19 protein-coding genes and 1 pseudogene are annotated in these 21,662 nt (G+C 71.6%); 3 read left to right on the top strand and 17 right to left on the bottom strand.

From position 1 onward, the window contains the following. Window positions 1–55 precede the first annotated feature (55 nt). The 5 genes and pseudogenes from ilvC to AC07C1_RS31455 all read right to left on the bottom strand — a co-directional run bounded on the left by ilvC (window position 56) and on the right by AC07C1_RS31455 (window position 8,231). A complete protein-coding gene (ilvC, locus tag AC07C1_RS31475) occupies window positions 56–1,054 on the bottom strand; it encodes a ketol-acid reductoisomerase (RefSeq protein ID WP_478944514.1) in 999 nt (332 codons plus the stop codon). Between the two features lie 120 nt (window positions 1,055–1,174). Then, window positions 1,175–1,699, bottom strand: coding sequence for an acetolactate synthase small subunit (gene ilvN, locus AC07C1_RS31470; RefSeq protein ID WP_201843191.1), 525 nt, complete (start codon window positions 1,697–1,699; stop codon window positions 1,175–1,177). 20 nt (window positions 1,700–1,719) lie between these two features. Next, window positions 1,720–3,570 carry an acetolactate synthase large subunit gene (locus AC07C1_RS31465; RefSeq protein ID WP_478944512.1) on the bottom strand — a complete coding sequence of 617 codons (1,851 nt, stop codon included), beginning with the start codon at window positions 3,568–3,570 and terminating at the stop codon, window positions 1,720–1,722. A gap of 243 nt (window positions 3,571–3,813) precedes the next feature. Beyond that, window positions 3,814–6,882: pseudogene (locus tag AC07C1_RS31460) on the bottom strand (putative bifunctional diguanylate cyclase/phosphodiesterase). Window positions 6,883–7,268: 386 nt separating this feature from the next. Beyond that, window positions 7,269–8,231, bottom strand: coding sequence for a 2-hydroxyacid dehydrogenase (locus tag AC07C1_RS31455; protein ID WP_478944510.1), 963 nt, complete (start codon window positions 8,229–8,231; stop codon window positions 7,269–7,271). Between the two features lie 76 nt (window positions 8,232–8,307). On the opposite strand from AC07C1_RS31455, the gene AC07C1_RS31450 reads away from it, so the two are divergent. Next, complete coding sequence (locus AC07C1_RS31450; RefSeq protein WP_478944508.1) at window positions 8,308–9,306, top strand: aldo/keto reductase; 999 nt, start codon at window positions 8,308–8,310, stop codon at window positions 9,304–9,306. Between the two features lie 98 nt (window positions 9,307–9,404). After that, on the top strand, window positions 9,405–10,574 hold the full coding sequence (locus tag AC07C1_RS31445) for a PQQ-dependent sugar dehydrogenase (RefSeq protein ID WP_478944507.1): 1,170 nt from the start codon (window positions 9,405–9,407) through the stop codon (window positions 10,572–10,574). A gap of 28 nt (window positions 10,575–10,602) precedes the next feature. Here the strand turns inward: AC07C1_RS31445 and AC07C1_RS31440 are convergent, their stop codons facing one another. The 6 genes from AC07C1_RS31440 to AC07C1_RS31415 all read right to left on the bottom strand — a co-directional run bounded on the left by AC07C1_RS31440 (window position 10,603) and on the right by AC07C1_RS31415 (window position 16,228). Next, entirely contained in the window at window positions 10,603–10,821 is a 219-nt protein-coding gene (locus AC07C1_RS31440) for a DUF6191 domain-containing protein (protein WP_478944505.1), read from the bottom strand. A gap of 38 nt (window positions 10,822–10,859) precedes the next feature. Continuing rightward, window positions 10,860–13,934, bottom strand: coding sequence for a helix-turn-helix transcriptional regulator (locus AC07C1_RS31435; RefSeq protein WP_478944504.1), 3,075 nt, complete (start codon window positions 13,932–13,934; stop codon window positions 10,860–10,862). Between the two features lie 218 nt (window positions 13,935–14,152). Then, entirely contained in the window at window positions 14,153–14,347 is a 195-nt protein-coding gene (locus tag AC07C1_RS31430) for a hypothetical protein (RefSeq protein ID WP_478944502.1), read from the bottom strand. A gap of 197 nt (window positions 14,348–14,544) precedes the next feature. Next, on the bottom strand, window positions 14,545–15,207 hold the full coding sequence (locus AC07C1_RS31425; protein WP_478944500.1) for a hypothetical protein: 663 nt from the start codon (window positions 15,205–15,207) through the stop codon (window positions 14,545–14,547). A gap of 35 nt (window positions 15,208–15,242) precedes the next feature. After that, window positions 15,243–15,818: a GNAT family N-acetyltransferase gene (locus AC07C1_RS31420; protein WP_478944498.1), complete on the bottom strand. Its 576-nt coding sequence runs from the start codon at window positions 15,816–15,818 to the stop codon at window positions 15,243–15,245. Between the two features lie 95 nt (window positions 15,819–15,913). Then, window positions 15,914–16,228, bottom strand: coding sequence for a hypothetical protein (locus AC07C1_RS31415; RefSeq protein ID WP_478944496.1), 315 nt, complete (start codon window positions 16,226–16,228; stop codon window positions 15,914–15,916). Between the two features lie 75 nt (window positions 16,229–16,303). On the opposite strand from AC07C1_RS31415, the gene AC07C1_RS31410 reads away from it, so the two are divergent. Next, window positions 16,304–17,101, top strand: coding sequence for an SAM-dependent methyltransferase (locus AC07C1_RS31410; protein ID WP_478944495.1), 798 nt, complete (start codon window positions 16,304–16,306; stop codon window positions 17,099–17,101). 50 nt (window positions 17,102–17,151) lie between these two features. Here the strand turns inward: AC07C1_RS31410 and gatB are convergent, their stop codons facing one another. The 6 genes from gatB to AC07C1_RS31380 all read right to left on the bottom strand — a co-directional run bounded on the left by gatB (window position 17,152) and on the right by AC07C1_RS31380 (window position 21,651). Beyond that, complete coding sequence (gene gatB / locus AC07C1_RS31405) at window positions 17,152–18,666, bottom strand: Asp-tRNA(Asn)/Glu-tRNA(Gln) amidotransferase subunit GatB (protein WP_478944493.1); 1,515 nt, start codon at window positions 18,664–18,666, stop codon at window positions 17,152–17,154. A gap of 15 nt (window positions 18,667–18,681) precedes the next feature. Continuing rightward, a complete protein-coding gene (locus AC07C1_RS31400) occupies window positions 18,682–18,924 on the bottom strand; it encodes a hypothetical protein (RefSeq protein WP_478944492.1) in 243 nt (80 codons plus the stop codon). Then, on the bottom strand, window positions 18,921–20,423 hold the full coding sequence (gene gatA, locus AC07C1_RS31395) for an Asp-tRNA(Asn)/Glu-tRNA(Gln) amidotransferase subunit GatA (protein ID WP_478944490.1): 1,503 nt from the start codon (window positions 20,421–20,423) through the stop codon (window positions 18,921–18,923). The genes AC07C1_RS31400 and gatA overlap by 4 nt, the downstream gene beginning before the upstream one ends. Window positions 20,424–20,428: 5 nt before the next feature. Continuing rightward, on the bottom strand, window positions 20,429–20,725 hold the full coding sequence (gene gatC, locus AC07C1_RS31390; RefSeq protein WP_031117542.1) for an Asp-tRNA(Asn)/Glu-tRNA(Gln) amidotransferase subunit GatC: 297 nt from the start codon (window positions 20,723–20,725) through the stop codon (window positions 20,429–20,431). Between the two features lie 93 nt (window positions 20,726–20,818). Further along, window positions 20,819–21,313 (bottom strand): cupin domain-containing protein, encoded by a 495-nt coding sequence (locus tag AC07C1_RS31385; RefSeq protein ID WP_478944488.1) that lies wholly within the window; start codon window positions 21,311–21,313, stop codon window positions 20,819–20,821. A gap of 26 nt (window positions 21,314–21,339) precedes the next feature. Then, on the bottom strand, window positions 21,340–21,651 hold the full coding sequence (locus AC07C1_RS31380) for a DUF4267 domain-containing protein (RefSeq protein ID WP_478944486.1): 312 nt from the start codon (window positions 21,649–21,651) through the stop codon (window positions 21,340–21,342). Between the last annotated feature and the right edge of the window lie 11 nt (window positions 21,652–21,662).

Genomic DNA, 21,662 nt, shown 5'->3' with positions numbered 1-21,662 from the left:
GGACGGGGTGGACAACAGGGGCCGGGGCAGTCCGCCCCGGCCCCCGTCATGAGGCTTACGCCTCCTCGTTCACCCAGCTCATCAGCTGGCGCAGCTGCTTGCCGGTGGTCTCCAGCAGGTGCTCGGAGTCCTGCTGCTTGTACTCGTTGTACTTCTTCAGACCGCCGTGGTACTCGTCCATCCAGGTCTGGGCGAAGGTGCCGTCCTGGATCTCGGCGAGGACCTGCTTCATCTCGGCCTTGGTGGCGTCCGTGATGATGCGCGGGCCGGTGACGTAGTCGCCCCACTCGGCGGTCTCGGAGACGGACCAGCGCATCTTCTCCAGGCCGCCCTCGTACATGAGGTCGACGATCAGCTTCAGCTCGTGCAGGCACTCGAAGTAGGCGATCTCGGGCTGGTAGCCCGCCTCGACCAGGGTCTCGAAGCCGGCCTTGACCAGGGCGGAGGTGCCGCCGCACAGCACGGCCTGCTCGCCGAACAGGTCGGTCTCGGTCTCCTCGGTGAAGGTCGTCTTGATGACACCGGCGCGGGTGCCGCCGATGGCCTTGGCGTACGACAGGGCCAGCGGGAAGGCGTTGCCCGTGGCGTCCTGCTCGACGGCGGCGATCGCGGGGACGCCGCGGCCCTCCTCGTACTGACGGCGCACCAGGTGGCCCGGGCCCTTCGGGGCGACCAGGGCGACGTCGACGCCGGCCGGGGGCTTGATGAAGCCGAAGCGGATGTTGAAGCCGTGGGCGAAGAAGAGCGCGTCGCCGTCCTGCAGGTTCGGGGCGATGGACTCCTCGTAGACCTGGGCCTGGATCGGGTCCGGGATGAGGATCATGATGACGTCGGCCTCGGCGGCGGCCTCGGCCGGGGTCACCACGCGCAGGCCCTGCTCCTCGGCCTTGGCCTTGGACTTGGAGCCCTCGTGCAGACCGACGCGGACGTCGACACCGGAGTCACGCAGCGACAGCGCGTGGGCGTGGCCCTGGCTGCCGTAGCCGATGACCGCGACCTTGCGGCCCTGGATGATGGACAGGTCGGCGTCAGCGTCGTAGAACAGCTCGGCCACTTTGGGTTCTCTCCTTGGTGTGCAGGTTGTGCGTCCCACCGTATGCGGGTGGGGGGAGGGGAAGTTCGGGGGTCTCGGCATACGGGCGGCCGGCGCTGCGCCCACCGCCCGTTCCCAGCCTTACGCAGATCGGTCGAGAGCGCGCAGCGACCGGTCCGTGATCGAGCGGGCGCCGCGGCCGATCGCGATCGTGCCGGACTGCACCAGCTCCTTGATGCCGTACGGCTCGAGCATCTTGAGCATGGCGGACAGCTTCTCGCCGGAGCCGGTGGCCTCGATGGTGACGGCCTCCGGGGAGACGTCGACGGTCTTGGCGCGGAACAGCTGGACGATCTCCACGATCTGGGAGCGGGTCTCGTTGTCGGCGCGGACCTTCACCAGGACGAGTTCGCGCTGAACGGCCTGGCCCGGCTCCAGCTCGACGATCTTCAGTACGTTGACGAGCTTGTTGAGCTGCTTGGTCACCTGCTCGAGCGGCAGGTCCTCGACGCCCACGACGATGGTGATGCGGGAGATGTCGGGGTGCTCGGTGACACCGACCGCGAGCGAGTCGATGTTGAAGCCACGGCGGGAGAACAGGGCGGCGATCCGGGCGAGGATGCCCGGCGTGTTCTCCACCAGGACGGAGAGCGTGTGCTTGGACATGTCTGGTTGCTCTTCCTCGCTCAGTCGTCTTCGTTGTCGCCGAAGTCGGGGCGGACGTCCCGAGCGGCCATGATCTCGTCGTTGGAGGTGCCGGCGGCGACCATCGGCCACACCATCGCGTCCTCGTGGACGATGAAGTCGATGACGACCGGGCGGTCGTTGATGGAGTTCGCCTCGGCGATGACCTTGTCCAGGTCCTCCGGGCGCTCGCACCGCAGGCCCACGCAGCCCATCGCCTCGGACAGCTTCACGAAGTCCGGCACGCGCGTGCCCTTGGCCTCCGGGTTGATGTCCTCCGGGCCGCTGTGCAGCACGGTGTTGGAGTAGCGCTGGTTGTAGAAGAGGGTCTGCCACTGGCGGACCATGCCGAGGGCGCCGTTGTTGATGATGGCGACCTTGATCGGGATGTTGTTCAGCGCGCAGGTGGTCAGTTCCTGATTGGTCATCTGGAAGCAGCCGTCGCCGTCGATCGCCCAGACCGTACGGTCCGGCCGCCCGGCCTTGGCGCCCATCGCGGCCGGGACCGCGTACCCCATGGTTCCGGCGCCGCCGGAGTTCAGCCAGGTGGCGGGCTTGTCGTACTGGATGAAGTGCGCGGACCACATCTGGTGCTGGCCGACGCCCGCCGCGAAGACCGTGCCCTCGGGGGCGAGCTGCCCGATGCGCTCGATGACCTGCTGCGGGGAGAGCGAGCCGTCCTCCGGCTGGTCGTAGCCGAGCGGGTAGGTCTCGCGCCAGCGGTTGAGGTCGCTCCACCATGCGGTGTAGTCGCCCTGGTGGCCCTCGCTGTGCTCCTTCTGCACGGCCTGGACCAGGTCGGCGATGACCTCCCGGGCGTCACCGACGATCGGCACGTCCGCGGTGCGGTTCTTGCCGATCTCGGCGGGGTCGATGTCGGCGTGGACGATCTTGGCGTACGGGGCGAAGCTGTCCAGCTTGCCGGTGACGCGGTCGTCGAAGCGGGCTCCGAGGGCGACGATCAGGTCGGCCTTCTGCAGCGCGGTGACGGCGGTGACCGCACCGTGCATGCCCGGCATTCCCACGTGCAGCGGGTGGCTGTCGGGAAACGCGCCGAGCGCCATCAGGGTGGTGGTGACGGGCGCACCGGTGAGTTCGGCGAGGACCTTCAGCTCGGCGGTGGCCTGCGCCTTGAGGACGCCGCCGCCGACGTAGAGGACGGGCCGCCGGGCGGAGGTGATCAGCTTGGCCGCCTCGCGGATCTGCTTGGCGTGCGGCTTGGTCACCGGGCGGTAGCCGGGCAGGTCCATGGTGGGCGGCCAGGAGAAGGTGGTCTTCGCCTGCAGGGCGTCCTTGGCGATGTCGACCAGGACCGGGCCGGGGCGGCCGGTGGAGGCGATGTGGAACGCCTGCGCGATGATCCGCGGGATGTCCGCGGCCTTGGTGACCAGGAAGTTGTGCTTGGTGATCGGCATGGTGATGCCGACGATGTCCGCCTCCTGGAAGGCGTCCGTGCCGATCGCCTTCGAGGCGACCTGGCCGGTGATCGCGACCATCGGCACCGAGTCCATGTGCGCGTCGGCGATCGGCGTCACCAGGTTGGTCGCGCCCGGACCGGACGTGGCCATGCAGACGCCCACCTTGCCGGTTGCCTGCGCGTAACCCGTGGCCGCGTGGCCGGCGCCCTGCTCGTGACGGACCAGGACGTGCCGCACCCGGGTGGAGTCCATCAGCGGGTCGTACGCCGGGAGGATCGCGCCGCCGGGAATGCCGAATACCGTGTCCGCGCCGACCTCCTCGAGGGAACGGATGAGGGACTGCGCACCCGTGACGTGCTCGACGGGGGCGGAGTGCTGTCCTCCGGAACGGGGCCGCGGCTGCGGATGGTGGGCCCCGGTGGCCTGCTCGGTCATCGGCATTCTCTTCTCGATGCTGAGGGTTTTTGCGAGGTTCGGGCGGAGTTCAAGCGCTGCACGAACGGTGCTCGTGCAACAAAAAACCCCTCGTGCCGAAAGGCAAGCGAGGGGAGCGCGCCGGTGAGGTCGCTGGGCGTTTCCGGACGTCCTCCGGTGGGTCCCAGGTCAGCCGACGCGCTGTCCAAGTACGAGAATTCGGGTGCGCATGGAACTGACCCTCCCCCCGGCACGCACCACGTGTCAAGTAGGTGGGACGGGAGTCTCATTATGTGAACGAAGGGCGCTGCCGCCTCCGAAGACAGCGGGGACACCTCCTCAGTACATCCCCACGCCCCTGCCATGGCTCGTTCACCTCCGGGGCGCCACGGTCGGTGTTCCCTGCGGCTCTCTCGCGCCGCCCGCGAAGGCCGGTTCGGCCGATGCGTGGGGCACCGGATAGTGGCCGGATCCGAGCGCCCGGCGCAGCCGGTACTCGTCCAGCGGCCCGGCGAACGCCATGCCCTGCCCGTGCGTGCAGCCCATCGCCCGCAGTGCGACCACCTGCTCGGGCAGGTCCACGCCCTCGGCGACGGACTGCAGCCCGAGATCGCCGGCGATCCGCAGCAGCCCACCGGTGATCTTGCGCAGGCGCGCGGACTCCACGACACCCTCGACCAGGCCGCGGTCGAGCTTGAGGATGTCCACGGGCAGCCGCCTGAGGGCGGTGATGGCCGCGTAGCCGCTGCCGAAGCCGTCCAGCGCGATCCGCACCCCGAGCCTGCTGAGCGCGGTCAGCCGCCGCTCCAGCTCGTCCAGAGAGAGGCGCGGATCGGTGTCGGACAACTCGATGACCAGCGCGCCGGGCGGCAGCCCGTGCCGGGTCAGCAGCGCCTCCACGGAGCCCAGCGGCGTCGAGCGGTCCAGCAGCCGCCGGGCGCTCGTCCGTACCGCCACGGGGACCACTATCCCGGCGGCGGCCCGTTCGGCGCCCTGCTCCACGGCCTCCTGGAGGATCCAGCGGTCCAGTTCGGCGGTCTTGTCACCGTCCTCGGCGACCCGCATGAACTCGGCCGGTGTGAACAGCACGCCTTGGGAGGAGCGCCAGCGGGCCTGCGCGGAGACGGCCGCGATCCGGCCGTTCTCCAGGCACACCACCGGCTGGTGCAGCAGGGCGAACTCGCCGTCGTGCAGCGCGGCACGCAGTCGCGTGGCCAGCTCCGCCTTGCGTACGACGTCCTGCTGCATCTGCGGCTTGTACAGCTCGACCCGGCCCTTCCCGGCCGACTTGGCGCGGTACATCGCGAGATCGGCGTTGCGCAGCAACTCTCCGGCGCCGAGTCCCGGTTCGGCGAAGGCGACGCCGATGGAGGCGTTGACCCGGACATCGTTGCCGTCGATGGCGTACGGCTGGGAGAGGGTCGCCCTGAGGCGGTCGGCGAGCTCCACGATGTTGCGCTCCCGGGCGGCGAGGTCACGGCTGCCGTCCCCGACGATCAGGGCCGCGAACTCGTCGCCGCCCAGCCGGGACGCGGTGTCTCCCTGCCGTACCGCGTCCTGGAGTCTGCGGGCGGCCTGGACCAGCAGTTCGTCCCCGGCCTGGTGCCCGATCGTGTCGTTGACGGCCTTGAAACCGTCCAGGTCGATGAAGAGCACGGCGGTGCCGCGCAGGGCGGCGCCCCGGTCGGTGGCACGGCGGCCGGACAGGGCCTGCTGGACGCGCTTGGTGAACAGCGCGCGGTTGGGCAGGTCGGTCAGCGGGTCGTGCTCGGCGTTGTGCTGCAACTGCGCCTGCAGCCGCACTCTCTCGGTCACGTCCCGGCTGTTGAAGATCAGGCCGCCGTGGTGGCGGTTGACGGTGGACTCGACGTTGAGCCAGCCGCCCTCGCCGGAGCGGAACCGGCACTCGATGCGCGTGGTGGACTCCTCCAGCGGGCTGGCGAGGAACCGGCGCACCTCGTGCACCACACAGCCCAGGTCCTCCGGGTGGATGAGCGCGGCCAGCTCCGTGCCCACCAGTTCCTCGGCGGGCCGTCCGTAGACCCCGGCGGCGGCCGGCGAGACGTACCGCAGGATGCCGTTGGGCGCGGCGATCATGATCACGTCGCTGGAGCCCTGCACCAGGGAGCGGAAGTGGTTCTCCTTCTGCGCCAGCTCCTGGGTGAGGGTGATGTTGTCCAGCAGCATGATGCCCTGGCGGATGACGAGCGCGAGCACGACGGCGCCCGCGGTGATCAGCACCACGTGATCGGGTCTGCGGCCGTTGAGGACGTTGTACAGGATGCCCAGGGTGCACACGGCGGCGGCGAGGTACGGGGTGAGCGCGGCGAGGGAGCCGGTGATCGGCCGTCCGGCCGGGTACCGGCTGTGGTCGCCCGCCGGGGCGGGTGCGGACGGGTGGGGGCGGCCGGTGCCGCGCTGGCCGGGCAGGTGCTCGTGGACCACGCGCGTGTGCCCGTCGGACACGCGTTGCTCCTGCGCGCTCTGGTGCCGGCGAGCGACCCAGGGGGCGTAGGCGAGCAGCAGCGAACCGGCGAACCAGCCCGCGTCGAGCAGCTGCCCGGAGCGGTAGCTGCTGTGCAGCAGCGGGGAGGTGAACAGCGCGTCGCACATCACGGTCAGTGCGAGCGCGCCGATCGCCGTGTTCACCGCCGTGCGGTTGCCCGGGGCGCGGCGGAAGTGCAGCGCGAGGACCATGCTGACGAGCGCGATGTCGAGCAGCGGGTACGCCAGCGACAGCGCGGTGTGTGCCACGCTCGGCCCGTCGAAGCGGGCCGCCTGGGCGAGCGCGAGGCTCCATGACAGGGTGAGCAGCGAGCCGCCGATCAGCCAGGCGTCCAGCGTCAGGCAGATCCAGCCCGCCCTCGTCACCGGGCGCTTGGCGAGGACCAGCAGGCCCACGATGGCGGGCGGCGCGAAGCACAGGAAGAACAGGTCGGCGTAGCTGGGGCTGGGCACGGGCTGGGCCAGGACGACCTCGTACCAGCCCCAGACCGCGTTGCCCAGCGCCGCCATCGCCGAGGAGAGGGCGAACAGCAGCCAGGCGGACCGGAAGCGCACGCGCGCGCTGCGGGCGTACAGGAAGCACGAGACGGCGGCGCTGCCCGCCGCGGCGCTCAGCCCGAAGTCGCCCATGAACAGTGCGACTTCCTCGGCTCCCCAGCCGGACGCGGCTCCGACGGCGTAGGCCGCGCAGACCAGGGCGAGGACGAGCTGCTCCGTCAGTCGCGCACTCTCGCGGCCGGCCGGCCGGCGGGGCGGTGGCACGTGGTGCGGGTGCGGCGCGCGCACGGCTCCGTCGAGGGTGCTCGTCACAGAGTGCGGCGCGCTCACCGGGGCCTCCCGGTGAGCGCCGCTCCCGGGTCCCGACGGTCCCGGTGCGCTGGGTGGGCCTGCCTCCTGCGGCCGCTGTTCCTGCGCTGGTGGTGACTGTGGTGGCCGGTGTGGCTGCCGCGTCTGCGCGTGGCCGTGCGCCAGGGTCGCCGCCGGCGGCTCCGCCGCGTCGGATCGTTCGTCCATAGGCCGTGCATCGCCCGTCGCCCCCCTCACAAAATCTGAAATGTCCATCCCCGGCGCCGAACGGTCAGCGGCGCAGCCCCTGTCGGGACGATACACCAGGATCGTCACTCAGGGACATAGCTTCTCTACGCTCCGTGACGATCAGCGGCGATGCGGGCACGGGCCGCGTCCGGAAGGTTGCGGAGGGTGCCAAAAGCGGATTACCGCCCGTTCGCTCCCGTCGTAAGGATCACGTTGCGCAGCGGCTCGTGGTTCACGAAGCGGGTCAGCTGGTCGGCGAGCAGCCGCTTGGCGCGCGGCAGGAAGGCAGAGGAAGGGCCGCCCACATGCGGGCTGATCAGCACGCCGGGAGCCTGCCACAAGGGATGTCCCGGCGGCAGCGGCTCAGGATCCGTCACGTCCAGGGCGGCGGTGATCCGGCCTCTCTCCAGCTCGGCGAGCAGCGCCTCGGTGTCGACGACGGGTCCTCGGGAGACGTTCACGAGCAGCGCCCCGTCCTTCATCCGCGCCAGGAAGCCGGCGTCGACCAGGCCCCGCGTGGCCTCCGTGAGCGGCGTGCAGAGGATCACGACGTCCGCGTCAGGGAGCATTGAGAGCACATCGGTGATCGGGTGCACAAGACCGCGCGCCGTGGTGCGCCTGGAGCGCGCGATGCGCGCCACCCGCGCGACCTCAAAGGGCGCGAGCCGGTCCTCGATGGCGGCGCCGATGGAGCCGTAGCCGACGATGAGGACGCTCTTGTCGGCGAGGGACGGGTGGAACTCGCTCCGCCAGCGCTCCTGTTGCTGGGCCCGGACGAACCCGGGGATGCCGCGCAGGGCGGCGAGGGTCAGGGTGAGCGCGAGTTCGGCGGTGCTCGTCTCGTGCACTCCGCGTGCGTTGCACAGCTGCACGCCCGGCACGATCGACGACAGCCGCGCGGTGATGTCGTCGACGCCCGCGGTGAGTGTCTGGATGACCCGAACCCCGGTCAGCCGCTCCAGCGGGCGGACCTTGACCGGCCCTCGCTTCATGTACGGCACCACATACACGGCGCAGTCCGCGGGGTCGCCGGGAAATGCCTGGTCACCGTCCTCACCCCCGTCCCAGAACAGGTACCGGGGCCCCTCGGGGAGCCCCTCGATCTCCGCCGGCGGGATGGGAAGCCATACGTCTGTACTCATGGCACGGAGGCTATGTCAGGGGCCCTGGGGCGCAGAGGTTAGGTTGGGGGCCGGGCAGAGGGAGGTTCACGAGCAGGTGGAGCGCAGGACGATCGGCGCGGGGGCGCTCGCGGTGGGGGCCGTCGGACTCGGGTGCATGCCGATGAGCTGGGCGTACAGCGGGTCACGGCAACGTGGCGACGAGTCGCTGAGAACCGTGCACCGGGCGCTGGACGCGGGCTCGACCCTGCTGGACACCGCGGACATGTACGGCCCGTTCACCAACGAGCTGCTGCTGGGCCGGGTGCTCAAGGAGCGGCGCCGGGACGCCTTCGTGTCCACGAAGGTGGGGCTGCTGGTGGGCGAGCAGCACATCGTGGCCAACGGCCGCCCGGGATATGTGAAGCGAGCCTGCGACGCCTCGCTGCGCCGTCTGCAGACGGACGTGATCGACCTCTACCAGCTGCACCGCGCCGACCCCGAGGTGCCGGTGGAGGAGACGTGGGGTGCGATGGCCGAGCTGGTGCGGGCCGGGAAGGTACGGGCGCTGGGCCTGTGCGCGGTGGGGGCGCGCGGCGGGCGCCGCTCGGGTGCCGGGCTGCACGACACGACCCTGCGCCAACTGCGGCGGGTGCAGCAGGTGTTCCCGGTGAGCGCGGTGCAGGCGGAGCTGTCGGTGTGGTCGCCGGAGGCGCTGGCCGCGCTGCTGCCGTGGTGCGAGACGCGGGGCGTGGGCTTCCTCGCGGCGATGCCGCTGGGCAACGGCTTCCTGACCGGCACGCTGAGGCCCGGCGAGGGCTTCGAACCGGACGACGTGCGGGCCCGCCACCCCCGGTTCACGGCCGAGATGATGGCGGCCAACCAGCCCATCGTCGCGGGCCTGCGCAGGATCGCGCGGCGCCACGGTGAGGACGTCACCCCGGCCCAGGTGGCCCTGGCCTGGGTGCTGGCCCAGGGCAGGCACGTGATCGCCGTGCCGGGCACCAAACGGGAACGCTGGGCCACGCAGAACGCGGCCGCGGCCGGGCTCCGGCTAACCGAGGAGGATCTGGCGGAGGTGTCCGGGCTGCCACCGGCTCTGGGATCGTGGGACTGAGGTCTTCCCGCGATCGGTTGCCGTGGATCGGGAACCCGGACGGGGCGAGCGGTGTATGAGAGGTAGAACCTGAGATCGGATCACCGCCTCGAAGGGACATGATCGTGCAACATCGAGCTGTGTCGGCCGTATTGGCCGCGGCCGCCCTCCTGCTGTCGGCCGGCTGCTCCTCCGACGGAGGAGGGCCCCCGGACCGAGGCGGGAGTACGGCGCCGAGGGGTACGGCGACCGGCACCGCGCCCTCCGGCAGGGCCACCGAGTCGGCCCCTGCGGCCAAGGGCTCGGTGAAGGTGCTGCGCACGGTCGCCGAGGGCCTGAAGACACCGTGGGGACTGGCCGCGCTGCCCGGCGGTGGCCTGCTGGTCTCCTCCCGGGACGACGGGACGATCACCCGGATCGACGAGGAGACGGGCCAGAAGACCGAGCTGGGCGCGGTCTCCGGGGTCTCCCCGGCCGGCGAGGGCGGTCTGCTGGGCATCGCCCTCTCCCCGGACTACGCCTCGGACCACATGATCTACGCCTACTTCACCTCGGCCTCGGACAACCGCATCGTCCGCGTGCTCTACGACGAGCAGAGGCCGGCCGGTGAGCAACTGGGCGCTCCCGACACGGTGTTCAAGGGCATCCCGAAGGGCTACATCCACAACGGCGGCCGGATCGAGTTCGGCCCCGACGGAATGCTGTACGCGGGCACCGGCGAGAGCGGCCAGAAGGGCCTGGCGCAGGACAGGAAGTCCCTGGGCGGCAAGATCCTGCGGCTGACCCCGGAGGGCGAGCCGGCTCCGGGCAACCCCTTCCCGGACTCCCCGGTGTACTCGTACGGCCACCGGAACGTCCAGGGGCTGGCCTGGGACGACAAACAGCGGCTGTTCGCCTCGGAGTTCGGGCAGGACACGTGGGACGAGCTGAACGCGATCAAGCCCGGCGACGACTACGGCTGGCCCGAGGCCGAGGGGAAGTCCTCCGAGGCCCAGTTCCACAACCCCATAGCCCAGTGGCACACCGACGACGCCTCTCCCAGCGGCATCGCCTATGTCGACGGCGTGATCTGGATGGCGGGCCTGAAGGGGCAGCGCCTGTGGCGCGTCCCGCTGAGCGGCACGCGGGCATCGGCCGCCCCGCAGGCGTTCCTCAAGGGCACCTACGGCCGCCTTCGTACGGTGATCCCGGCGGGCGGCGGCAAGATCTGGCTGGTGACGAGCAACACGGACGGCCGGGGGACGCCGAAGAAGGGTGACGACCGGGTGCTGGAGGTGGAGGTGAAGTAGCCCCGACCCCGCGCCCCCACTCCCCCGCTCACCGCTCTGCCGGCTCCTCCTTCGGGTCCTCGTCCGGCTCGGCCGCGTCCGGCTGCGGTTCGGGCAGCCGGACGACGGCCTTCCCGGACGCCAGGTCGATGGGTCCGCGGCCGGGGTCGCTGTCCCCGACGTCCTCGCGGGTCAGCTCGAGCCGGTTCTGCTCGTCCCGGGTGTGTTTGCGGCCGGGTGCGAACAGTTCCTCGAAGGCGTTGAACACGGCTACTCCCCTTTGCCGGTTTTCTCCCAGCGTAGGTCTCAGCCCGTCGTTCCGGCAGTGATCGTCTCGGTGGTGAAGAGCTCGAGCCGGTGGGCCACCGCCGCCGCCTCGCCCCGGCCCGACACGCCGAGCTTGCCGAGGATGTTGGAGACGTGGACGCTCGCGGTCTTCGGGGAGATGAACAGCTCCTCGGCTATCTGGCGGTTGGTGCGGCCCGCCGCGACCAGCCGCAGGACGTCCCGCTCCCTGCTGGTGAGGCCGAGGGCCGCTGCCGGGTCGGCGGGGGCGAGGGCCTGGCGTGGGACACGGGCCAGGGACAGGCGCGCACGCTGGGCGAGCCGGGTGACGGCGTCGGCGAGGGGTCGGGCGTCGAGGTGGGCGGCGACCGCGGCGGCCAGCCGGAGCAGTTCCACCGCGCGGTCACGTTCGTCGTCGCCGCCTTCGGTAAGCAGTGCTCCGGCGAGGCGGTGGCGTACCCGGGCGAGGTCGTAGGGGCGGTCCAGGCACTCGAAGGCGGTGACCACGGGCGACCAGGCGTCGGCGCTCTCCTGGCCCTGGGCGCGCAGCAGTTCGGCGCGCGTCCAGTGGTCGTAGGCCTGCCAGAGGGGGGCGCCGGTGGTGAGTTTCCGTACGGCGCCCTCGAGGCGGTCGAGGAAATCGGCGCGGCCGGGCTGGGCGGCGGGCAGGGTGCGGGCGTCGGCCTCGGCGGTGGCGGCGGCCAGCAGCAGTGGCCAGCCGTAGCGGTGGGTGCCGGGCGGGAAGCCGACCTCCAGGGCCTGGAGCAGTTCGGCGCGGGCGTCGGCGACGCGTCCCTCCGCGGCGGCGACACCGAGGGCGATGCGCGCCAGGGGCAGGGACTGCTGGGGCATGGGGTCGTGGGTGCCGTAGTGGGCGCGGGCGGCGGCGAGTTGCCGTCCGGCGTCGGCGAGGTCGCCGCGGGCCAGGGCGAGGTGGGCCAGGCGCAGGGCGCCCGCGCCGCGGGGCTTGGCGCTGTGGCCGACCCGGGTCGCGTGTGCGGCGGCCTCGGCGGCCTCCTGCCACTGGCCGAGGGAGTAGAGCGCGTCGGACAGGTTGCCCCAGGCCCAGGCCTCGGCGTCCAGCAGTCCGTACTTGCGGGTGAAGGCGATGCCTTCCCGCAGCAGGGGGGCCGCCTCCCGGTCGCGGCCGACGGTCTGCATCACGGACGGCATGTTCACATAGGCGCGCCCCGCGACATGGTGCACGCCCTCCGCCAGGGTGTCCCGCAGGACCTGGCGCATCTCCGCGAGGCCGGTATCCGGGTCGCCGGAGTCCACCTTCAGGCCGCTCAGGGTGAGGCGGGCATGGAGTTCGATGTCCCGGGTGCCGACCATGCGCGCGTACTCGACGGCCTGTTCGGCGGCGGCGATGGCCTCGGGACCGGGCCGGTGCAGCATGGACCAGTTGGCGGCCAGGGCCAGCACCTCGGCGTGCACCTCGGAGGGCGGCAGGCCGCGTACCAGGTCCTTGGCGGTGGCGAGTTCCTGCCAGCCGTCGCCGCGGGCCTGGGCCTGGACCAGACGGGAGCGCTGCACCCAGAACCAGGCGGCGCGCAGCGGATCCGGCTCGTCCTCCAGGAGGCGCAGCGCGCGCTTGGTGATCTTCAGGGCGCGTTCGCGTTCGCCGCCGAAGCGCCCCGCGACGGCCGCCTCGGCCATCAGGTCGAGGTAGCGCAGGGGGGTGGTGGCCGGGTCGCAGCCGCACGGCGGGTAGCCCTCGGTGTAGTCGACCGGGCGCAGGGCGGAGCGCACCTCCTCCGCCGCGTTGTCCCACAGCTCCATCGCCCGTTCCAGAAGCCGGAGCTGCTCGGTGTAGGCGTGCCGGCGGCGGGCCACGACGGAGGCGTCCAGGACGGCGGGCAGGGCCTTGGCGGCGTCGTGGGCGTGGTACCAGTAGCTGGCCAGGCGCATCACGCGCGCGTCGGACGGGACGAGCGTGGGGTCGGCCTCCAGGGCCTGGGCGTAGCGGCGGTTGAGGCGGGAGCGTTCGCCGGGCAGCAGGTCGTCGGCGACGGCCTCGCGGACCAGGGAGTGCCGGAAGCGGTAGCCGTCGCCGGCCGGGGTGACGGTGAGGATGTTGGCGCCGACGGCGGCCCGCAGGGCCTCGATGAGGTCGTCCTCGGTGAGCTGGGCGACGGCGGCGATCAGCCGGTACTCAACGGTGGAGCCGCCCTCGGCGACGACCCGGGCGACCCGTTGGGCGCTCTCGGGCAGCGCCTCCACCCGGACCAGGAGCAGATCACGCAGGGAGTCGGTGAGGCCGGTGCAGCTGCCCTGACAGGCGGCGACGGCGAGTTCCTCGACGAAGAAGGCGTTGCCGTCGGAGCGTTCGAAGATCTCGTCGACCTGGGCGGGGTCGGGTTCGGCGGCGAGGATACCGGCGATCTGGCGCCCGACCTCCTCGCGGGTGAAGCGGGCGAGTTCGATACGGCGGACGGTGCGCAGCCGTTCGAGTTCGGCGAGCAGGGGGCGCAGCGGGTGGCGGCGGTGGATGTCGTCGGAGCGGTAGGTGGCGAGGACGAGGAGGCGGCCGGTGCGCAGGGTGCGGAAGAGGTAGGCGAGCAGGTGGCGGGTGGAGGCGTCGGCCCAGTGCAGGTCCTCCAGGACGAGCACGACCGGGTGCGCGGCGGCGACCCGCTCCAGCAGCCGCACGGTCAGTTCGAACAGGCGGGCCATGCCCTGCTCGTCATGGCGTCCGGCACGGGCCTCGCCCAGTTCGGGCAGCAACCGCGCCAGTTCCTCCTCCTGTCCGGCGGCCGCGGCGGCGAACTCCTCCGGCAGGGCCTCGCGCAGGGCCCGCAGTGCGGTGGAGAAGGGGGCGAACGGCAGCCCGTCGGCGCCGATCTCCACACAGCCGCCGAGCGCGACGACCGCTTCCCGGCGGCCCGCGGCCATGGTGAACTCCTCGACGAGGCGGGTCTTGCCGACGCCCGCCTCACCGCCGAGCAGCAGTGCCTGCGGCTCTCCCCCGGTGCCGAAAGCCTGGGCGGCACCCCCGGCGGCGGCACGGGCGAGCGCGTCGTTCAGAGTGGTCAACTCGTCGGTACGACCGACGAACACGGGGCTGACGGACCTGGTCTCCACGGGCCCGAGCATCGCACGAGGTCCGGTCTGCGGGGCACCGGTTTTCCACAGCTCCGGTGCGATCGTCGTACCGATGACCGGGCGGGTCGTATCGACAGACGGAAGGGTCGTACGACTCCGCTGGAGAGTTGTACGACCCTGGGGCAGGTGAGGGCCGACCCCCGTGCGGCCCTCCGCCCCGTCCGTGCTCGTGCCGCCGGGGCCGGTGCCGGGCCCCGCCGGACGGGCGGTCACGCGGTGCGGGGCTGCCGTTGCCGGCGGGGGCGGTCGGTATGGGACTCGGCGGCCGGGCCGCCGTCGCGGGTGGCGGCCCCCTCATGGCGGGCCGCGCGCCTGGCCCGTACGGCCTCGCGGGCGAGGCGGTCCTGCTCGGCCTCGCGGATCAGCTGGGCCGAACGCACCCGGTGGTAGTCGAGCTCGAACATGGCGTGTCCTTCAAGGAGAGACGGTGTGGTGCTTCGCTTTCTGCGATGCCTCCACCTTCGTCTGCCAGGGGGGTGCGCCACATCGGGAGAGTTCCGCATCTTCGCGCCGCCGGCGGGCCGCACGCGCGCGTAAGGGGCCTTAGGGAGTCCGTAAGACGCTCACGGATCCCCTAAGGCCCCTGGGACCGGCGGGGTTCTCAGCCGGCCGAGGGCAGGCCGAGCAGCGCGTCGGAGTACTTCAGGACGGCCAGGAGCAGGCCGATGACGCCGAGCGAGACACCCGCCCAGGCGACCGACCTGGTCCAGGCGGCCTGTGGGCGGCCGGGTGCGCCGAACGCGGGCCGCGCGAGCACGACCACGCCGGTGAGCAGCGCGGCCAGCGCGAACAGACCGGCCCAGAGGGCGGTGGTGTGCCAGGAGTCACCGTAGACCTCCTTGAGCTGCGTGGCGACGCTCGCCGTGGAGGAGGTCCGCAGCTGGCCGACGAGCTGCTCGCGGGCGCCGGCGAGGGTGCCGATCCAGCCGCCGCTGAGCGAGACGAGGCCGAGCGCGGCGGACACGACGGCACCGGCGCCCTGCCCGACTCCGGACGGAACCCTGCCCTCCGGCTCCGCGGCATCGACGGCCTCCTCCTCGACGGCCTCCTCCTCGGCGGTCTCCTCCTCGGCGGTCTCGGCCTCGGCGGCCTTCTCCCCGGCGGCCGCCACGTCAACGGTCTCGCCGGTGGCCGGGGCTTCCGCCGCCGCGGCCCCCTTCGTCCCGGGTGCCCGGTCCATCTCGGCGGCCGTGTCCCGAGCCGTCGTCCCGTCGTTGCGCGCCTGGATGCCGGCCTCGGCGCCTTCCTCTGTCTTCGTTGCCATGCCCGGCACCGTACGGACGCTGTCTGAGAGGCGCCTTAATGATCGTTGCGCACGGTACGCGCGCGGAGCGCACGCCACTCGGGGGCGAGCACCGCCCAGATCTCGGTGCTGGTGCGCACGCCCCGGTGCGGGTAGTTCTCGCGGAGCAGGCCCTCGCGGGTCATGCCGAGCCGCCGCGCCACGTTGATGCTGGGCTCGTTCGCCGCGGACACGTGCCACTCCACGCGGTGCATGCCGCGCTCGTCGAAGGCCCAGTCGAACAGCACCCGCATGCCGCGGGTGACGAGCCCGCGCCCGGCCGCCGCCGGTTCCAGCCAGCAGCCGGCCTCGCACACCCCGCTCGGGGTGTCCCAGACGCGGAACAGCAGCCCGCCGACGAGCTTCCCGTCCAGCCATATCCCGTGCAGGCTGCCGGCGTCGGCGCCGCGCTTGTCGGCGTAGGACGTGAGGTAGGCGCGGGCGGCGTCCAGGTCGGTCACCACGTCCGGCAGGCCGATGTGCCGGCCGATGAAGTCGCGTCCCCGGTCGATGTCGGCAAGAAGCTCCTCGGCGTGCCAGACCTCCAGCGGCCGCAGTTCGGCGCCGTCGTCACCCAGGGATATCGCGTACATCCTGTCGCTCTTCCTTCCGCAGTTCGTCGACCGGGACCCGGCCGAGCCTCTCATGCGCGACGCGGCTCCCGGGCGGCTCGACAGCGAGGGGGACTTCAGTCGAACTGGTCCCCGAGCGCCATGACCATCGTCCCCCCGACCAGCAGCCACAGGGCCCTGCGGGTACGGCCCCTGGATCCGAGGACCGCGGCGAGGGCGCACACGGCGGCGCCGAGCGCGTAGGCGGCGGGCACCAGCACCGGGGCGGACGTGGTGATCCTGAGCAGCGCGGCGGCCAGCCCGGCCAGGCACAGCAGGCCCCCCGTGCCGGCGGCGATCCAGCGGGCCCGCCGGGCGTCCTCGGGGTGTTCGTCCTGTTCGGGTGCCTCGGCTATGCCGGGCCCGGGATCGGAATCGGTGCGTCCGCTCATGGCGGTCGAGCGTATCGCCTCCGGCCGGAAAATCCGGTGCGCGGCGGTGGCCCGGGCTGCTAGGCATGGTCGTTTGTGACCGAGAGAACCGCAACGACCGATGAACTCACCGGACGCCTCACCCACCCGCGCTACGCCCGCAGCAACCGCTACGACCTCCGCTGGACCATCGAGAACCAGATGGGCCCGCACGCGCTGTGGCTGCTGGAGTGGCTGGCGCCCGCGCTCGGCCTCGACGCGCTGCCGCCGGACGCCCGCGTGCTCGACCTGGGCTGCGGGCGCGCGATGACCTCCGTCTTCCTGGCCCGTGAGTACGGCGTCCAGGTCACCTCGGCCGACCTGTGGGTGCGGCCCGACGACAACGCCGTACGGATCGCGGAGGCGGGTGTCGCCGACCGCGTGCTGCCGGTGTTCGCCGAAGCGCACGACCTGCCCTTCGGAGAGGGCACCTTCGACGCGATCGTGTCGATCGACGCCTACCAGTACTTCGGCACGAACGACCTGTATCTGCCCACGCTGACCCGCCTGCTGAAGCCGGGCGGGCGGATCGGGGTCGTGGTGCCGTCGGTGCGGGAGGAGATCGACGGGGTCGAGCCGCCCGGGCATCTCGAGCCGTACTGGGATCCGGGGTTCTGGGCGTTCCACTCCCCCGCCTGGTGGCGGCGGAACTGGACGCGCAGCAAGGCCGTGACCGTGGAGACGGCCGACTGGCTCCAGGACGGCTGGCGCGACTGGCTGCTGTGGAGCGAGGTGTGTGCCGAGGAGAGCCCGAGCGAGTTCATGGCGGGCCTGGCGCGCCAGTCGGTGGAACTGCTGACGGCGGATCAGGGGCGGGTCCTGGGGTTCACGCGGGTCGTGGGACGCCGTGACTGACGGTACGGCCCCGGAGGCATGCCTCCGGGGCCGTACGGCGGAGTGCGGGCTCAGCCTTCGCTGACGCCCAGCTTCTCCAGGATCAGTTCCTTGACGCGGGCCGCGTCGGCCTGCCCCCGGGTCGCCTTCATGACCGCGCCGACCAGGGCGCCGGCCGCGGCCACCTTGCCACCGCGGATCTTGTCCGCGATGCCCGGGTTGCCGGCGATGGCCTCCTCGACGGCCGTGGTGAGCGCGCCCTCGTCGGAGACGACCTTCAGACCGCGCTTGTCGACGACCTCGTCCGGGGTGCCCTCGCCCGCGAGGACGCCCTCGATGACCTGACGGGCCAGCTTGTCGTTCAGGTCACCCTTCGCGACCAGCTCGGTGACCCGGGCCACCTGCTGCGGCGTGATCGCCAGCTCGTCCAGGTTCTTGCCGGACTCGTTGGCGCTGCGCGCCAGTTCGCCCATCCACCACTTGCGGGCGGAGGCCGCGTCGGCACCGGCGTCGATGGTGGCGACGATCGGCTCCAGCGCGCCGGCGTTGAGGATCGCCTGCATGTCGGTGGCCGAGATGCCCCAGTCGGCCAGCAGCCGGTTGCGACGGGCCAGCGGCAGCTCGGGCAGGGCCGCGCGGATCTCCTCGACCCACGCGCGTGAGGGCGCCACGGGGACGAGGTCGGGCTCCGGGAAGTACCGGTAGTCCTCGGCCTCCTCCTTCACACGGCCCGAGGTCGTGGACCCGGTGTCCTCGTGGAAGTGGCGGGTCTCCTGCACGATCGTGCCGCCGCTGTTCAGCACGGCCGCGTGCCGCTGGATCTCGAAGCGGGCCGCGCGCTCCACTGACCGCAGCGAGTTGACGTTCTTCGTCTCGGAGCGCGTACCGAACTTGTCGGCGCCCTTGGGCATCAGCGACAGGTTCACGTCGCAGCGCATCTGGCCCATCTCCATGCGGGCCTCGGACACACCGAGGGCACGGATGACCTCGCGCAGCTCACGGACGTACGCCTTGGCCACCTCCGGCGCGCGCTCGCCGGCACCGACGATCGGCTTGGTGACGATCTCGATGAGCGGGATGCCCGCGCGGTTGTAGTCCAGCAGGGAGTGGGACGCGCCGTGGATACGGCCGGTGGCGCCGCCGACATGGGTCGACTTGCCGGTGTCCTCCTCCATGTGGGCGCGCTCGATCTCCACGCGGAAGGTCTCGCCGTCCTCCAGCTGCACGTCGAGGTAGCCGTTGAAGGCGATCGGCTCGTCGTACTGGGAGGTCTGGAAGTTCTTCGGCATGTCCGGATAGAAGTAGTTCTTCCGGGCGAAGCGGCACCACTCGGCGATCTCGCAGTTGAGCGCGAGACCGATCTTGATCGCGGACTCGACGCCGGTCGCGTTGACGACCGGGAGCGCGCCGGGCAGGCCGAGGCAGACGGGGCAGGTCTGCGAGTTGGGCTCGGCGCCCAGCTCGGTCGAACAGCCACAGAACATCTTGGTCTTGGTGCCGAGTTCGACATGGACCTCAAGGCCCATGACGGGGTCGTACGACGCCAGCGCGTCCTCGTACGACTCCAGGTCGGTCGTGGTGGTCACGGTGAAACTTCCCTCTCAGCCCAGCAGGACGTCGTCGTCGCCCAGCCGCTTCAGCTCGCGGTAGAGGATGGCGAGGCCGGTGACGATGGCGGCGGCGGACACGGTGGCGTCGATCAGGCGCAGCGTGTCGCTCTCCAGCCGCGCCTTCTTGATCTGCTTGACGACGCTGACCGCGCCGAACGCGGTGGTGGCCATCGACAGGTACGTACCGGACTTGGACTTCTTGAAGCCCTTGGCCTTGGACAGTGCCTTGCTCACAGTGACGGAGCCTCCTCCAGCAGCGGGTGTCCCCACTTTTCCACGAAGGCGGCCTCGACGGCGGCACCCACCTTGTACAGCCGGTCGTCCTTCATCGCCGGAGCGATGATCTGCAGGCCCACCGGGAGGTTGTCCTCCGGGGCGAGGCCGCAGGGCAGGGACATGGCCGCGTTGCCCGCCAGGTTGGTCGGGATGGTGCACAGGTCCGCGAGGTACATCGCCATCGGGTCGTCGGCGCGCTCGCCGATCGCGAAGGCGGTGGTCGGGGTCGTCGGGGAGACGATCACGTCGACCTGCTCGAAGGCCTTCTCGAAGTCCTGCGTGATGAGCGTGCGGACCTTCTGCGCGGAGCCGTAGTACGCGTCGTAGTAGCCGCTCGACAGGGCGTACGTGCCGAGCATGATGCGCCGCTTGACCTCGGGGCCGAAGCCGGCCTCGCGAGTGAGGGAGGTGACCTCCTCGGCCGAGTGGCTGCCGTCGTCGCCGGTCCGCAGGCCGTAGCGCAGGCCGTCGAAGCGGGCGAGGTTGGAGGAGCACTCGGAGGGGGCGATCAGGTAGTACGCCGACAGGGCGAGGTCGAAGGACGGGCAGTCCAGCTCGACGATCTCGGCACCCAGCTCCTTGAGGAGGGCGACGGACTCGTCGAAGCGCTGGATGACGCCGGCCTGGTAGCCCTCACCGCGGAACTGCTTGACCACGCCGACCCGCATGCCCTCGACGCTGCCGTTGCGCGCGGCCTCGACCACCGGCGGGACCGGGGCGTCGATGGAGGTGGAGTCGAGCGGGTCGTGCCCGGCGATGACCTCGTGCAGCAGGGCCGCGTCCAGGACCGTACGGGCGCAGGGGCCGCCCTGGTCGAGGGAGGAGGAGAAGGCGACCATGCCGTAGCGGGACACCGCGCCGTACGTCGGCTTCACGCCGACCGTGCCGGTGACGGAGGCCGGCTGGCGGATGGAGCCGCCGGTGTCGGTGCCGATGGCGAGCGGGGCCTGGAAGGAGGCGAGCGCGGCGGAGGAACCGCCACCGGAGCCGCCGGGGATCCTGGTCAGGTCCCAGGGGTTGCCGGTCGGGCCGTAGGCGCTGTTCTCGGTGGAGGACCCCATGGCGAACTCGTCCATGTTGGTCTTGCCGAGGATGACGACGTCGGCGTCCTTCAGGCGCTTGGTGAGCGTCGCGTCGTACGGCGGGATCCAGCCCTCGAGGATCTTGGAGCCCACGGTCGTGGGCACGCCCTCGGTGGTGAAGATGTCCTTGAGCGCGAGCGGGACGCCGGCCAGCGGGCCGAGCTTCTCGCCGCGCGCGCGCTTCTCGTCCACGGCGCGGGCCTGGGCGAGGGCGCCCTCGCGGTCGACGTGCAGGAAGGCGTGGACCTTCTCGTCGACGGCCTCGATGCGGGCGAGATGGGCCTCGGTCACCTCGACGGCCGTCAGCTCGCCGGAGGCGATCTTCGCGGCGGTCTCGGCGGCCGTGAGCTTGATGATGGTGACGTTGTCCGTCATAGCGGTTAGTCCTCCCCCAGGATCTGCGGCACCTTGAAACGCTGCTGCTCCTGGGCCGGGGCGCCGGAGAGCGCCTGCTCGGGGGTGAGCGAGGGACGGACCTCGTCCGGCCGCATGACGTTCGTCAGCGGCAGCGGGTGCGAGGTCGGCGGTACGTCTTGGTCGGCGACCTCGCTGACGCGGGCGACCGCGCCGATGATGTCGTCCAGCTGTCCCGCGAAGTGGTCGAGCTCTTCGGGCTTCAGCTCCAGACGCGCCAGCCGGGCGAGGTGGGCGACCTCCTCGCGCGTGATGCCAGGCATGCAGCGATCCTCTGGGGTGAGTGTGTGTGGTTTGAGCCCAATCCTATGGGGCGACGCACCGTGACCGTGAAACGGTCGACCGGGGCAGCGCGCTCAGCGGCGCCGGCCGTCCCAGGACTCGCTCTTCAGGAAGTGGTTGTCGTACCGCTCCTGGACCTCCAGCAGGCTCTCCGGGGTGACCTCGCCGAGGCGGATGCGCTGGAGGTGGCGGAAGTACTCGAAGCGCTCGACGCCCGGGGCGATGACGATGAGGAGGTCCGCCGTGGTGCCGGGAGCGGCGGCGAAGGCGTGCGGCCGGTCCGGCGGGACGATGATCAGGTCGCCGCGCTCCGCGGTGACGATGTCGTCGCCGGACAGGACCTCGGCGGCGCCGTCGAGTACGTAGAACATCTCGGCGGAGTTGTGGTGCACGTGCGGGCGGGCACCGTCGGCGCCCTCCGCGAGGGTGACGCGCACGGTGGACAGCGCGCCCCCGCTGGCGCTGCTGTCGGCCAGCAGCCTGACCGTGGTGGGCGCCTGGCCGACCACCTCGGCCTCCGCGTCCCGGACCAGGACGGTCTCGTCGAACTTCGGCACGAACAGCGACATGGTTCTTCTCCCCCTGCGAGACGTCGTCAGACCGCGAAGAGCAGTCCGGCACTGATCAGCACAACGATCGCCGTGGCGAGGTGGATCCCGAGCGCCACGGCGACCATGAACCAGGCCTCGGCCCGGGCGCCGGCGAAGGCCAGCAGGACCAGCCCGAGCAGTCCGAAGGTGCCGTCCCGGAGCCCCTTGATCGACAGGTAGGCACGGGCGTCGCCGGCGGGGTCCGCGGGCACGCCGTAGCCGGCCGCGGCGGGGCCCGGCTGGAACAGGAACCGGTAGCCGAGGAACACACAGAACAGGTTGAGCAGGACGGCCAGGCTGTAGGCGGTGACGGTCATGTCTCTCCTCC

Source organism: Streptomyces sp. NPDC045022, assembly GCF_056432605.1.
Note: the sequence above shows the minus strand (reverse complement) of the source record. Positions and strands in the feature narration are given on the sequence as shown.